Raw genomic sequence first — 13,975 nt, 5'->3', positions numbered from 1 at the left:
CTGGACGGGGGTGAGGGCACGGACATGGCGGTGTATGTGGGGCTGCTGCAGCACTACAGCTTCAGGCTGCAGAGCGGCGCCAACGGCCAACAGGAGGTGCTGGTGCGCCACATCCCGAGCGGCGATGTCGATACGCTGCGCAGCGTGGAGTTGCTGCAGGTCGGTGGTCAGGCCTATCGCTTGCAGCCCGAGGCCCTGCAGCCGGGTACGGACTACCCACTGGCGGGGCACCTGCAGGAAGTGGGGGCCGCGGAAGTCACGTTGATGGGGATACCGGCATTCTGAGGGGCGGAGCACGGACCGATCAGCACCTTCCACGGGCCTGTTCGCGATCATTTCAGGGCCGTGCAGGTGGGCATCGCGGCGGTGTGTGCGGTGGCGCAAGGGCCCGCTCAGGCCTTGAAGTGTTCCTGGGCGATCAGGTGAAACTCGTGCGCCAGTGCCGCGCGCACGGCGCCGCGCAGCCACAGCAGGCCCACTTCGCGCTCGGGTGACGGGCCGGGCAGGGGGTGCTTGCGCAGCCGCGGGTCCACCGGCCCGATGACTGCCCAGTCGGGCAGCACCGAGATGCCCAGCCCCTCGGCCACCAGTTTGGCGATGGCGTCGATGCCGTCGAGCTCGAAGCGCACACGCGGCCGTATGCCGTGGGCGCGCAGGTAGCCGTCGGCCAGGCGGCCACCCACGACCTTGCGGTCGTACAGGATGAAGGGCTCTGTCGCCAGGGTCTGCAGCACGTCCTTGACCTTCAGGCCGCGTGCGGTCACGAGCACCAGCTTCTCGCGCCGCAGCAGGCGCCACTCGCACACCTTGGGCAGCTCGAACAGCGGGTGCACGAGCAGCGCGGCGTCCAGCTCGCCATTGAGGACGCGCGTGTACAGCTGGGTGGTGGGGGCCGGCTCGATGTAGATCTCGATGTCCTCGTGGCGCTGCGTCCAGGTGCGCAGGATGGGCGGGAGCATGCCGGTCATGCCCACAGGCGTGGTGCCCAACTTGAGCGGGCCGGCCGGCAGGCGCGTGGCGCTGGCCACGGAGCGCAGGTCGCGCACCTCGCGCAGCACGGCGGGGGCGCGCTCCATCACGCGCAGGCCGGCGGCGGTGGGCTTGACGGTGCGGCCCGTGCGCCCGATGAGGCGGCTGCCCAGGTCGGCCTCCAGCGCGTGCACGCGCTGCGCCACCGTGGCGGGCGTCAGGTTGAGCTCGCGCGCGGCGGCGGCCATCGAACCCAGTTCGACGACGCGGCTGAAGGTGTGGAGAAACTGCGTGTCCATGCGGTTTACAAACACATCAGGAAGATGTTTTTTGCATCTTTTGATTATGCATGAGCGTGCTTGAAGCCATGGTGTCGCCTGCCCAGAATCAAGTCTCCATTGGCTTTCATTCGATTCAATCCCCATGCCCCGTATCCAATCCATCGAAGTCTGTGCGGTCGCCCTGCCGCTGGACCGTGTCACCTCTTTCGCGCGCCGCACCGTGAGCGCGCGCCACTACGGCCTGGTCCGTGTGCGCTCCGACGAGGGGCTCTGCGGCATCGGCTTTTGCTATGTCGGCAGCGCCGCGGGCCGGCTGTTCACCGTGGCCGTGGAGGACCTGCTGGCCAAGGTGCTGATCGGCCGCGATTCGCACGCGGTGGAGGGCCTGTGGGCCGAGATGTACCAGGAGGCGCTGCTGCAGGGGCGGGCCGGCACGGTGATGCGCGCCATCAGCGCGCTGGACACCGCGCTGTGGGACCTGAACGCGCGCAGCGCCGGGCTGCCCCTGCACCGCTACCTGGGCGCGAACGCGCTGGACACCGTGCCCGGCTATGCCAGCGGCGGCTACTACCTCGATGGCAAGACGCCGCAGCACCTGGGCGAAGAAATGGCCAGCTACGTGGCCATGGGCTTTCAGGCGGTGAAGATGAAGACCGGGCGCCTGTCGCCGGCCGAAGAAGAGGCGCGCCTGCGCGCCGCGCGCGAGGCCGTGGGGCCCGACGTGGAGCTGATGATGGACTGCAACAACGGCTGGACGGATGTGACGCAGGCGCTGCAGTACATGCAGCGCTTCGAGCCCTACCGCCCGTACTTCATCGAAGAACCGTTCTCGCCCGACGACATCGACAACCATGCGCGCCTGGCCCGCGCCACGCGCGTGCCGGTGGCCACGGCGGAGATCGGCTACGGCCGCTGGTACCACCAGGCGCTGCTGGAAAAGCAGGCCGCCGCCATCCTGCAGACCGATGCCGTGGTGTGCGGCGGCATCACCGAATGGCGGCGCATTGCGGCCAATGCAGCCAGCCATGGCGTGGTCATGTGCCCGCACTGGGTCCACGCCGGGCATGCGCCGCTGGTGGCCGCCACGCCCAATGCGCGCTACGTGGAGTTCTTCTGGGACGACCAGGTGCTCAACTTCCGCCGCCTGATCGACCGCCAGCTCGGGCAGCGCAATGGGCAGATCACGCTGCACACCGGCCCGGGCCTGGGCTTCGATTTCGACGAGCAGGAGATTGCGCGCCACGCCCGCTGGGTGCGCGTGGATGGGAGTGCGCGGTGATGGCCGCGCCACGCCTGCAGGGCGTGCTGTCGCCGGTCGTCACGCCCTTCGGTGCCGATGGTGCACCGTCGCCAGAGCGCCTGCTGAAGCATTGCCGCTGGCTGCTTTCGCAGGACGTGGGCCTGGCGGTCTTTGGCACCAATTCGGAAGGCAACTCGCTGTCCCTGGCGGAAAAGCGCCAGCTGCTCGACCACCTGGCAGAGGGCGGGGTGCCGGCCCAGCGGCTGATGCCGGGCACCGGCACCTGCGCGATCCCGGAGACGGTGGAGCTGAGCCGGCATGCCGTGCAACTGGGCTGCGCCGGGGTGCTGGTGCTGCCGCCGTTCTACTACAAGGGCATGGGCGACGAGGGGCTGTTCGCCTATTTCGCCCGCGTGATCGATGCAGTGGCCGATGCGCGGCTGCGGGTGTACCTGTACCACATACCGCCGGTGGCGCAGGTGGGCATCAGCGCGGCGCTGATCGAGCGCCTGCTCAAGGCCTACCCAGGGGTGGTGGCTGGCATCAAGGACAGCTCGGGCGATGCCGCCAACACCGCGCTGCTGCTGCGCGAGTTCCAGCCCGCGGGCTTCGATGTGTTCGCAGGCAACGAGACGCTGCTGCTGTCGACCTTGCGCGGCGGCGGTGCGGGCTGCATCACGGCCACGGGCAACGTCAACCCTGCAGCCATTGCCCGGCTGTACCGCAATTGGCAGGCGCCCGATGCCGACGCGCAGCAGGCGCGCCTGGATGCCGTGCGCGCGGCATTCCAGGCCTTTCCCATCATTGCCGCGATGAAGTGGGCCCTGGCCCGGGCGACCGGCGATGCCTGCTGGGCACAGCTGCGCCCGCCGCTGGTGGCCCTTGCGCCGGACCAGGCGCAGGCACTCGCGCAGCGGCTTGGCGCGCTGGGCTTCGAGATGCCGCGCGCCGAGGCGCTGGCCGCAGCGTAGGCGCCATCGTTCACGACAACAATACCTGCAAGGAGACAAACACAATGCAATGCAATCGCCGCCAATGGCTGCTGGCAGCAACGGCTGCCGCAGCGGCCCTGCCTGTGCAAGGAGCCCCGCCCGCCGCCGCACTTCCGTCCGGGCCCATCAAGCTGGTCGTGGGTTTTCCGCCCGGGGGCGGCACCGACATCCTGGCGCGCCTGCTGGCGCAGAAGCTCCAGGTGCTGTGGGGCCGCACGGTGATCGTGGAGAACCGCGCCGGCGTGTCCGGCACGCTGGCCGCCGACTACGTGGCCAAGCAGCCGGGCGATGGCAATACCTTGCTGCTGGCCCACATCAGCAGCAACGGCATTGCGCCCGGGCTGTTTCCAAAGCTCGGCTATTCCGCGGAAAAGGACTTTGCACCCATCACCATGGTCGGCGCCACGCCCATGGTGCTGCTGTGCCGGCCCGACAAGGGCCTGCGCAGCCTCGAGGCCCTGGTCGAGGCCTGCCGCCAGCGGCCGGGGCGGGTGAGCTTCGGCTCGGCCGGCACGGGCTCGGCCCAGCACCTGGCCCTGGAGGAGCTGCGCCGTCGCGCGGGCATCGACGTGCTGCACGTGCCCTACAAGGGCTCGGCCCCCATGGTCACGGACCTGCTGGGCGGGCAGATCGAATGCGCCTTCGAGGGCATGACCACGGCCACGCCCTACCTCAAGTCGGGGCGCTTGCAGGGCCTGGCCACCACGCGCCTGCAGCGGGCCAAGGGCTTCCCGGATCTGCCGACGATTGCCGAGAAGGGCTTTGCGGGCTACGACGCGAGCATCTGGTTTGCGCTTGCTGCACCGGCGGCCATGCCGGCAGCGCTGGTGCAGCGCATGAATGCGGACGTGAACCAGGTGCTGGCATCGGCCGACCTGCAGGCCAAGCTCAGCGAGTTCGGTGCCGAGGACAGCGGCGGCACACCGGAGCGCCTGGGCGCCTTCATGCGGGCCGAGCAGGCGCGCTGGGCCAAGCTGATCCGCGAGGCGAAGATCACGCCGGACAGCTGAACGATGCCACCGCCCGGCGCGGCGGTGGTTGGTGGCCGCGTCAGGCCTCGCCCATCGCCTGCCCGTGGCGCAGGATCTCGTCCTTGAGCCAGAGCACGGCGGGATCGGCATTGGAGCGCTCGGCCCAGCACACGTAGAGGCGGTAGTCGGGCAACTCCACCGGCAGCGGCGCGCTGGCGAGCTGGGCGGCGTAGTGGCGTGCCACGCGCTGCGGGAACACGGCGATGAGGGCGCTGTGCTCGTCGCCGCACATCAGCTCCACCATCTGGCTGAAGGTGGCCACGGCGGCCTGCACCAGGCGCTGGCGGCCCTTCCTGGCCAGGGCCTGGTCCACGGTGTCGTCGAGCACGGATCGCGTCTGACCCAGCACCACATGGGGGGCGTTGCAGAAGGCATCGATCGAGAGCGGCTGTGCGGCCAGGGCGGGGTGGCCATGGCGCGCCACGGCGACGTAGCTGTCGTCGTAGAGCAGGGTGGATTCGACCCCGCTGGCGGGCGACAGGCGCGGGTGCAGGCCGACATCCACGTCGCCCTTGCGCAGGCGTTCGGTGAGGCGGCCGTAGTCGGCCAGCTCCCACGACAGGCGCATGCGCGAGCCCAGCCGCGTGAGCTCGGCGCACAGCAGGGGCAGCATCACGCGGCAGGTGTGGTCGCTGCCGGTGATGCGCAGGATGCGGTCGGAGGTGGCGGGGTCGAACGCCTGCTCCAGGCTCATGAGCTTGTGCATCTCGTGCAGCACCGCCTCCACGCGCGGGGCCAGGGCCAGTGCGCGCGGCGTGGGCACGATGCCGTGGCTGGTGCGGGTGAACAGCGGGTCGCCAAAGACCTCGCGCAGGCGCTTGAGCGATGCGCTCACCGCCGGCTGGCTCAGGAACAGGCGCGACGCTGCGCGCGAGACGCTGCCCTCGCGCAGCAGGGCATCGAAGGTGCGCAGCATGGGCAGGTCCAGGCCCCGGATATCAGGCTGGCCCATATCAGCTATCCAAACGTTTGAATTGATCCATATCAGCTTGTCTCCTATCGTAAGGCAACGCAAAACCAAGTCTCTCGCGCGTCGCGCGCCCCGCTTTGGGCGGTCTGCGGCGTTGCAAATGCTCGCCATGGTCCCACCATGGCTGCGCTTTGCGCCTGGCAGCCCATCCCAAATCAGGGCACGCGCCATCGCGAAGACTCGGTTTTGCATCGCCCGGCACCCAACGATGAACGAAGGAGACAAGACATGACCAAGAATGCAGGATTGCACGTGCGCAGACGAGCCCTGGTGGCTTTGGGCGCGGCCCTGGCGCTGCCCGGCGGGACCGCATGGGCGCAGGCGAACGCGAACGCCTTCCCTTCCCGGGTGATCCGCATCGTGCCCTTCGGCACGGCGGGCGGGCCCATCGATGCGATTGCGCGGGTGTATGCCGACAGGCTGCAGCAGCGCTGGGGGCAGAGCATCATCGTGGATGCCAAGCCCGGCGCCAGCGGCATCATCGCCGCCGATGCGGTGGCCAAGGCGGCGCCCGACGGGCACACGGTGATGGTGACGCTGCCGCTCACGCACATCAACAATGCCATCCTGCAGCCCAAGCTGCCGTACGACCCGGTGAAGGATTTCGAGCCCATTTCGCAGTTGGCGCTGGGCGGGCCCATGCTGGTGGCGCGCGCCGATGCGCCCTACGGCAACCTCAAAGAGTTTGTCGCCTTTGCCAAGACCAAGTCGAACCTGACCTACGGCACCTGGGGCAATGGCTCGGCCGCGCACCTGATGGCCGAGCTGCTCAAGCGCCAGACCGGACTGGCGCTGATCCACGTGCCCTACAAGGCCGAGGCCGCAGCGCACAACGACCTGTTCGGCGGCCAACTCGACTTTGCCTGGGCCAACCCGGCCACGGCGCGGGCCCAGGTGCAGGGCGGGCGCATGAAGGTGCTGGGCATTGCGGCCAGCGGGCGTGTGTCCACGCTGCCGGACGTGAAGACCTTTGCGGAGCAGGGCTTCGCGGGCTTCGACCTCGATAGCTGGATCGGCGTGTACGCCCCTGCCAAGACGCCGCCCGCCGTGCTGGCCAAGTGGAACGAGGCGCTGCGCGAGATCACGAAGATGCCCGAGGTGCGCGAGAAGCTGGCCGGCTTCGGCTTCGAGCCCCTGGGCAACACGGCGGCGCAGTTCAAGGCCAGCTATGCGGCGGACTACCCGCGCGTGGCCGAGCTCATCAAAGCCGCCGGCGTAACGCTGGACTGACTCAGACGACAAGGACCCATTGCATGAACCCCAGCACCGCTCACAAGGTGATCCCTATCGCTGTCGACACCGGCACGGCCTACGGCCTGCCCGCGCCGACCTCCAACCTCACGCTGGCCCAGGTGGGCGCGGGCACGCCGATGGGCGAGCTGCTGCGCCGCTACTGGCACCCCATCGGCCTGGCGGCTGACGCCACCGACACGCCGCGCCAGGTGCGCGTGCTGGGGGAAGACCTGATCCTGTTCCGCGACAAGACCGGCCGGCCCGGCCTGGTGTACCCGCACTGCGCGCACCGGGGCACCTCGCTGTACTACGGCAAGGTGGAGGAGCGCGGTATCCGCTGCTGCTACCACGGCTGGCTGTTCGACGTGGAGGGCCACTGCGTGGAGCAGCCCTGCGAGCCCGAGATGGGCCGCGCGCGCGGCAAGGCGCGCCAGCCCTGGTACCCCGTGCAGGAGCAGTACGGCCTGATCTGGGCCTACCTGGGCCCGGCGGACAAGAAGCCCGTGCTGCCGCGCTACGAGGCGCTGGAGCGGCTGGACGATGGCGAGCTGCTGGAGGCCAACGACGCCAGCATCGGCGGCGGCGGCCCGGCCATCGTGCCTTGCAACTGGCTGCAGCACTACGAGAACCTGGTGGACCCCTTCCACGTGGTGGTGCTGCATTCGACCTTCAGCGGCACGCAGTTCGTCGAGCAGATGGCCGAGATGCCCAAGGTGAGCTGGGACACCGTGCCCCTGGGCGTGCGCACGACTTCGATCCGCACCATGCCGGACGGCAAGGTGTTCCGCCGCATCAGCCAGGCGGGCCTGCCCACGCTGCGTGTGATACCGAGCCCCCGGGTGGGCCGCTATGGGCGCGTGGAATCGCTGGGCTGGGTGCTGCCCATCGACGACCACCACTTCCGCATCTACGTGGTGGGCCGCGTGAGCCAGGTGGGGGAGCTTGCGCGCATGCGCTCGCGCATGAACGGCAAGCTGTGGGAAGAGTTGACCGAGGAGGAGCACCGCGCCATGCCCGGCGACTACGAGGCCATGGTGAGCCAGGGCGCCATTGCCCACCACTCCGAAGAGCACCTGGCCACCACGGACCGCGGCATCGTCATGCTGCGCCGCCTGCTGCAGCAGCAGGTGGACAAGGTGCAGCGCGGCGAGGACCCGGCCGGGGTGAGTTTTGACCCGGACGAGCCGCCGGTCGTCTTCGATGCCGGCAACTACATCGTCGAGCAGGCATGAGCCTGGCCGCCGCAATGACGGACACGCTGGCCGTGCGTGTGGCGCGCCGCTGGCCCGAGGCGCAGGGCATCGAGGCCTTCGAGCTGGTGCACATCGAGGGGGCGGCGCTGCCGGCCTTCAGCGCGGGCGCGCATGTCGACGTGCACTTGCCCGGCGCGATGGTGCGGCCGTACTCGATCTGCAGCGCACCGCACGAGCGGTGGCGCTACCTGATCTGCGTGCTGCGTGAGCCGGCTTCGCGCGGCGGGTCGAGCGCGCTGCACGACGCCGTGGCCGAGGGCGATGTGCTGCGCATCGGCCGCCCGCGCAACCTGTTCGCCCTGGCCCCAGGGGCCCGCCACCACCTGCTGCTGGCCGGGGGCATCGGCATTACGCCCATCCTTTGCATGGCGCAGCAACTGGTGCAGGCCGGCGGCAGCTTTGCGCTGCACTATGCCGTGCAGCAGCGTGACCGCGCCGCGCTTCTCGGGCTGCTGGCGGGGCCGGGCCTGGCCGAGCGGTCGCAGGTGTACTGCAGTGCGGGCGATGCGCCGTCGCGCATGGACATCGGCGCGCTGCTGGCCCAGGCCGAGCCGGGTACCCATGTCTATGCCTGCGGGCCCGCGCGCCTGGTGCAGGCCGTGCAGTCGGCCGCAGCAGGGCAGGGCTGGGCGCCCGAGCGTGTGCATGTGGAGCTGTTCGCCGCGCCGCAGGGGGTGCGCGCCGATGGCGATGCCGCTTTCGAGCTGGTGCTGGCGCGCTCGGGCCGCGTGGTGGATGTGCCGGCGGGCTGCAGCGCCACCGAGGCACTGGCCGCTGCGGGCGTGGCGGTGCCCACATCTTGCGGGCAGGGCGTGTGCGGCACCTGCCTCATGGGCGTGTTCTCAGGCGTGCCGGACCACCGCGACATGTACCTCTCGGCCGAGGAGCGAGAGCGCAATGACCAGTTTCTGCCGTGCTGCTCGCGCGCGCTGACAGAGCGGCTGGTGGTGGATTGGTAGGCCCTGGTGCTCTGTTGCGGATGGACAGCGCACCGCCAAGCGGTGCCATGGGGATGTCCGTGGGCATGCCGCATGGGCGGCGAGGCAGCGATGAGCGATGTGAGGGGACCACCAGGTCAGCAGAACACCAGCGCCAGCAGGGCGGGATCGTCCATGAGGTTCAGCAGCGCGTAGTCGGCCCATCGGTACGCGAAGTACAGGGCTTGGTCGATCCAGTGGTCCAGAGGCATGGGCGGGATTATCCCGGTGTGGCCAACGGCCTGCACAGCCGCCGCAGCGGCGATGCTGCCGTCAAGCGGGGGGGATTATTGCCTTCGGGCGTGTTGAAGCGCGCCATCAGTGCCTCGTCCATGCAGATGCTGGCATGGCCGCTGATGCGCAGCGTCTCTTCGAACCCGGGCAGGAAAAGCCGCAGGCCCACGGCGGGCGAGTGAGCAATGTTGGGGCCGTCCAGCACCTCAAGGACGTGCTGGAGCTGCTGCAAGCGCACCCGTACCACCGGGTGGATGGGTTGCTGCCGCATCGCTGGATGCCCTGCAGCACAGGGCGACAATGCGGTCGCATGAATGGAGGCCTGCCAACGAAAACGCCCACCGGTACGGGTGGGCGTTTTCTTGGAATCTGCCTGCCGGCTATTGAATGTCGTAGATCCGTTTGTAGCGATAGCTGTTGAACATTTCACCCAGGCTCTCGGCGGTGGTCGCCCCGAGGCCATAGCCGACGAAAAAGGCGGTGCCCGACAAGGAGGTCAGGTCCTGGTTCACAAACAACACGGAGGATGTGTTTTGCAGCCGGTCGGACCAGGCCAACGGGTTGAGAAAATTCAGGCGGTCGAACGCGGGCACCGAGTAGGTGTACATGGTCCCGTCGGGCGTGATCGCCACCAGGTAAGGATGCCCCTTGGCGCCGCTGGCGAGGTGTTCGGGTTGGATCTCCACGTACGCGGTCAGCGTCAGGCGGGTCAAGGTCCCTACGGCCACCATGGTGCCCAGCCCGGATGCACCGGCGCCCTCGAACACCACGCGCACCGGCGACGGTTGCGTCATTCCCACCGGCCCCACACCCAGTTGCCCTGAGGTGTTGTTGCCCCATGCCAGGAGCGTGCCGTCGGTGGTGAGTGCCAGGGAGTGCTCGGCTGATGCCGCCACCCGTGTATACCCGGCGCCAAGCGGCTGCAGGACTTCCGTGTCGGTGAGGGTGGCATTGCCCAGTTGGCCCTTTGAATTCGAGCCCCAGGCCCAGGCCGTGCCATCGGCCTTCAGCGCCAAGGTGTGGCTGAACCCTTTGGCGACCTGGCGATAGCCGCCGCCCACCAGCACGGGGAGTTCGGACCCTTTCCATTGCCAGAGCGTTCCGTCATCCTTCACACCTGCGGCTGAGAACAAGCCCAACGCCAACTGCACAAAGCCACGGTCTACCGGGCCGGCGTTGCCGTAGGCGTAAATCCAGATACCGAGCCAGTCCGTGGGCATGAAGGACCTTGAAATAAGCTGTATGGCGCCGCCGGCCAGCAGGAACAACCCGTTGTTCCCGGCACTGACCATCTGCAGGTAACCGGATGGCAGCCGGTCCAGCATGTCGTCGCCACCGGCATTCCCGTTGAAGAGTTTTCTTGTACCGCCCCAGTACCAGATGGAGCCGTCGGTTTTGCTGGCGGTGTCCGAGTTCATCAGCTGCGCAAAGCCGCTGCCGACCTGCACCGGCCGGCCTTCGGTCAAAGTCTGGTTTCTCAGCAGCACTGAGCCCCACATCCACAATGTGCCGTCGGTCTTGAGGGCCACCATGTACGAGCTGCCCACAGCAACTTGGGCAAAGCCACTGCCGATCTGCACGGGTTTGTCCGCACTCACCGTAGAGCCATTACCCAACTGCCCGCTCTCGTTGCTTCCCCAGGTCCACAACGTTCCGTCGCTGAGCACGGCTGCGGAGTTGCGGTAGCTCGTATCCATGTGCACCACCGTGGCGGCATTCACGCTGCCGATGCCCGCCACCAGGGCGAGCATCAGCCAGAATTTGAAGGCCACACGCGCCAGGTGGCGGGAGGCGATGGATCGCAAGCGATGTCTTGCAAAAGACGAAAAGAATCTCATAGGAAAGCCCATCTTTGAAAGTATTGGTGAAACCTGCCTGCCGAAGCCAAAACCAGCTTTTCCAGAAAGTCCGTGCGCAACGAACGAAGGAATGAACGATGGGCACGCCATGGTGACCATCTCCCCTCCCTGAAATCTGGTGAATGTTTTTTGCTGTCAGCGGGGGGGCCTCTCAAGATCCATGGTATTGCGCAGGCCCGCGAAAAGCGGTGACGCGCATCACACCCGGCCAGCCAAACAAGGCATCACGAAACCAGTTGCGGGAAGCTATTTTTTGAGCCGCATCTCTGCCTTGGCATCCAGATCCAGGCGGGCTTCACAGGTCCATGGTCTGCGATCCCGATCTGCGGGAGGGGGATGTTGTTTCAGCCACCCTGGCCAGCAGCAACGCAAGCAGCTGCGGCACCTCAAAAATTTCTGCGTCCCCATCATGTGCGCCGTTGCCGCCGCGCGCGCGCGAGAAGCGCCAGGCCTGCCCGGGCTGCAGCCCATGCAGATGCAGTACTTCGCCGGATTCCAGCCACAGGGCCGGGGCCAGCACTTTGCAGCCCGCAGCGGTGCAGGCAGCGGTCTCGTCGCGCCCGGCCTCGGGTGCGAGCTCTGCCTCCCAGCCCAGCAGCAGGGTGGTGTCGTCCACGCGCGCCAGGGTCTCGGCCGGGGCGAAGGGGGCGAGTGCCAGGAGTGGGGCGGTGGCATCTTCGGGCAGGCGGGCCTGGAGGGCGGCTTGCACGGCGTTGGAATGCGCGGCCGTGGCGCTGCGGGCCAGGCAGAAGAAGCCGGTGCCGGCAGGGCTGCTGATGGTGGTCGCAGATGCGGGCGTTGCATCCTCGCCATCGCTCTCTTCTCCTTCCCTTTCTTCTTTTTCTTCTTCTTCACCTTCATCCCGCCGTGGCCGGTGCTGGACCACGGGCACGCCCTGTTCCATGCGCAGGCGTTGCTCTACCGGGATGGCCTGGTACACCGAGTCCAGCAGCGCCAGCAGGTGGGGTCCGAACTGGCGCTGGAAGTAGGCCTGCAGGAACTGGAGCACGTGGCGGTCCTGGTAGATGCCGGGCATCTCGACCATGCCGCTGAACAGCTCGGCGGCCAGGTTGCGGATGCTCTCCATGTCCCTGCCCATGCTGACGTAGCGGTCCACGCCGTCCCAGCAGTCGGGCGCCATGCAGTGCTCCAGGTGCTTGTCGTAGCAGGCGCGTGAAAGGAAGCGGGAGAACATGCTGCCGCACAGGTACTGGAACGACTCGGCCGGGATTACCTGCTCCAGGGCACGCACCAGGCAGCGGATGCGCTGGAACAAATCGGACTCGGGACGCTGCATGCGGATGCCGTCGAAATGGCGCACCAGCTCGATGGCCATGTCGGTGAGCGACTGGGGCTTGTAGTGCTGCAGGATGGCGACGAAGGCCTCTTCACTGACCACCGGCGAGGCGATGCACAGGTAGGCATGGACGTAGGTGCCCAGCGGGTTGATGCGCTGGTTGGGATCGCGCAGGCCTCCGATGCGCTCGTCGCGCGACTCGATCTGCCCTTGCAGGCACAGGCGCTTGAGCGCGGGGGCGAAGGTCTTCTTCTTGAACTCCCCGATGTCGAAGTTCTCCAGGATGTCGGCGTACAGCCGTTCGCGTTCGTCGGTGTGCAGGGCGGGTTCCGGGGGGTAGATCTGGATGAGGCCGTCGGTCATGGATGGGGGCGTGGTGTGCGCGTGGGCAATGGATGGGAGCTGCCGGCCTGCCTGCCTGCATGCATGCAGTGCAGGCCGGGTCTGGCGGAAATTCTAAGCAGCGGCGTGCTGGCGCGGCTGGACAGCTTGTCAAGCCCCGGTGCATGCCTGGATCGGGGGTGGGGCACAGGCCGGGTATGCTGGAGGCTCCATGCCTGCTGCACTGCACCTTGCGCTGACCACCCCATGAGCCTGATCCAACCCCTGCCCGACGGCCCGCTCGACATTGTGGGCGACATCCACGGTGAGTACGAGGCGCTGGTGCAGTTGCTCGGCCACCTGGGCTATGACGCCGAGGGTAACCATGCCGATGGGCGCACGCTGGTCTTCGTGGGCGATTTCTGCGACCGCGGGCCGGACAGCCCTGCCGTGCTGGGCCTCGCGCAGCGCCTGGTGCAGGCGGGGCGCGCGGTGGCGGTGCTGGGCAACCACGAGATCAATTTGCTGCGCGAGGATGCCAAGGACGGATCGGGCTGGTTCTTCGACGCGCGCATGGTGCGCGACCACGACAAGTACGCCCCTACGGCACGACCGACGCCTGCCCAGCGCCGCTCCATCGTCGAGTTTCTGTCGGTGCTGCCTATCGCCCTGGAGCGCGCGGACCTGCGCGTGGTGCATGCGGCCTGGCAGGAGGCGCAGATCGAGGCCGCACGCCTCTTGCCCCTGGGCTCGGTGCGCAGCGAGTACGACCACTGGGAATACGCCGCCAGCCGGCAGGCGCGCGAGACGGCGCTGGAGCAGCGCATGGCCCAGGAACTGGAGCAATGGCTGCACGGCCTGGAGAACAATTTGCGCCAGCCGCCGTTCCTGCACGCGCATGCCGAGAACGAGGCCAACAAGCAGATGCTCAACCCGCTCAAGGTGCTGACCTCGGGTGTGGAGAGCACGGGGCGCGAGCCCTTCTTTGCGGGCGGGCGCTGGCGCTTCACGCAGCGCCAGGCCTGGTGGGATGCCTACACCGATGAGGTGCCCGTGGTGGTGGGCCACTACTGGCGCCGCGTGCGCCAGATTGACCGCAGCGTGGTGGGCAAGGGCGATGCCGATCTGTTCTTCAACACCCACCCGCTGGCCTGGCACGGCCAGCGCGGCAACGTGTTCTGCGTGGACTTCTCCGCCGGCGGCCGCTGGGCCGAGCGCAAGGCGGGCACGGTGGTGGGGCACGACTTCAAGTTGGCGGCGCTGCGCTGGCCGGAGCGGGTGTTGCAGTTTGATGATGGGGTGGTGGAGGGGACGCAGG

13 protein-coding genes are annotated in these 13,975 nt (G+C 68.1%); 8 read left to right on the top strand and 5 right to left on the bottom strand.

Annotated features, from left to right (window positions below; translation table 11 throughout):
* The coding region (locus ACK59X_RS29280) for a hypothetical protein (RefSeq protein ID WP_409962102.1) at window positions 1-285 on the top strand (285 nt) is incomplete at its 5' end.
* A 107-nt stretch (window positions 286-392) separates the two neighbouring features.
* Here ACK59X_RS29280 and ACK59X_RS29275 read toward each other — a convergent pair.
* Window positions 393-1,268, bottom strand: coding sequence for a LysR family transcriptional regulator (locus ACK59X_RS29275; protein WP_409962100.1), 876 nt, complete (start codon window positions 1,266-1,268; stop codon window positions 393-395).
* A 124-nt stretch (window positions 1,269-1,392) separates the two neighbouring features.
* Here ACK59X_RS29275 and ACK59X_RS29270 point away from each other — a divergent pair, with 124 nt between their 5' ends.
* From ACK59X_RS29270 to ACK59X_RS29260, 3 genes are read left to right on the top strand one after another with little or no spacing between them, the layout of a single operon-like run.
* Window positions 1,393-2,529: a mandelate racemase/muconate lactonizing enzyme family protein gene (locus ACK59X_RS29270; RefSeq protein ID WP_409962098.1), complete on the top strand. Its 1,137-nt coding sequence runs from the start codon at window positions 1,393-1,395 to the stop codon at window positions 2,527-2,529.
* On the top strand, window positions 2,529-3,461 hold the full coding sequence (locus ACK59X_RS29265; protein ID WP_409962096.1) for a dihydrodipicolinate synthase family protein: 933 nt from the start codon (window positions 2,529-2,531) through the stop codon (window positions 3,459-3,461). The genes ACK59X_RS29270 and ACK59X_RS29265 overlap by 1 nt, the downstream gene beginning before the upstream one ends.
* Before the next feature lie 44 nt (window positions 3,462-3,505).
* Window positions 3,506-4,492: a Bug family tripartite tricarboxylate transporter substrate binding protein gene (locus tag ACK59X_RS29260; protein ID WP_409962094.1), complete on the top strand. Its 987-nt coding sequence runs from the start codon at window positions 3,506-3,508 to the stop codon at window positions 4,490-4,492.
* Window positions 4,493-4,532: 40 nt separating this feature from the next.
* Here the strand turns inward: ACK59X_RS29260 and ACK59X_RS29255 are convergent, their stop codons facing one another.
* The gene (locus tag ACK59X_RS29255) at window positions 4,533-5,465 is read right to left on the bottom strand and encodes a LysR family transcriptional regulator (RefSeq protein ID WP_409962092.1); all 933 of its coding nucleotides are present in this window, start codon (window positions 5,463-5,465) and stop codon (window positions 4,533-4,535) included.
* A 246-nt stretch (window positions 5,466-5,711) separates the two neighbouring features.
* Between ACK59X_RS29255 and ACK59X_RS29250 the strand changes: the two genes are divergently transcribed.
* From ACK59X_RS29250 to ACK59X_RS29240, 3 genes are read left to right on the top strand one after another with little or no spacing between them, the layout of a single operon-like run.
* Window positions 5,712-6,713, top strand: coding sequence for a Bug family tripartite tricarboxylate transporter substrate binding protein (locus tag ACK59X_RS29250; protein WP_409962090.1), 1,002 nt, complete (start codon window positions 5,712-5,714; stop codon window positions 6,711-6,713).
* Window positions 6,714-6,736: 23 nt separating this feature from the next.
* Window positions 6,737-7,948 (top strand): Rieske 2Fe-2S domain-containing protein, encoded by a 1,212-nt coding sequence (locus ACK59X_RS29245; RefSeq protein WP_409962088.1) that lies wholly within the window; start codon window positions 6,737-6,739, stop codon window positions 7,946-7,948.
* A complete protein-coding gene (locus ACK59X_RS29240) occupies window positions 7,945-8,928 on the top strand; it encodes a PDR/VanB family oxidoreductase (protein ID WP_409962086.1) in 984 nt (327 codons plus the stop codon). The genes ACK59X_RS29245 and ACK59X_RS29240 overlap by 4 nt, the downstream gene beginning before the upstream one ends.
* Before the next feature lie 238 nt (window positions 8,929-9,166).
* Here the strand turns inward: ACK59X_RS29240 and ACK59X_RS29235 are convergent, their stop codons facing one another.
* The 3 genes from ACK59X_RS29235 to ACK59X_RS29225 form a co-directional block, all read right to left on the bottom strand.
* Window positions 9,167-9,451 (bottom strand): hypothetical protein, encoded by a 285-nt coding sequence (locus ACK59X_RS29235; protein WP_409962084.1) that lies wholly within the window; start codon window positions 9,449-9,451, stop codon window positions 9,167-9,169.
* Between the two features lie 109 nt (window positions 9,452-9,560).
* Window positions 9,561-11,138, bottom strand: coding sequence for an RCC1 domain-containing protein (locus tag ACK59X_RS29230; RefSeq protein ID WP_409962082.1), 1,578 nt, complete (start codon window positions 11,136-11,138; stop codon window positions 9,561-9,563).
* A 196-nt stretch (window positions 11,139-11,334) separates the two neighbouring features.
* On the bottom strand, window positions 11,335-12,699 hold the full coding sequence (locus ACK59X_RS29225; RefSeq protein WP_409962080.1) for a hypothetical protein: 1,365 nt from the start codon (window positions 12,697-12,699) through the stop codon (window positions 11,335-11,337).
* A gap of 225 nt (window positions 12,700-12,924) precedes the next feature.
* Between ACK59X_RS29225 and ACK59X_RS29220 the strand changes: the two genes are divergently transcribed.
* Window positions 12,925-13,975, top strand: a 1,051-nt coding sequence (locus ACK59X_RS29220; protein ID WP_409962078.1) for a metallophosphoesterase, incomplete at its 3' end; no start/stop codon positions are given.

It is taken from the genome of Acidovorax sp., from assembly GCF_046339755.1.
Taxonomy (GTDB): Bacteria; Pseudomonadota; Gammaproteobacteria; order Burkholderiales; family Burkholderiaceae_C; genus Acidovorax.
The sequence above is the reverse complement of the archived record's forward strand: the minus strand, read 5'-3'. Positions and strand labels throughout refer to the sequence as shown.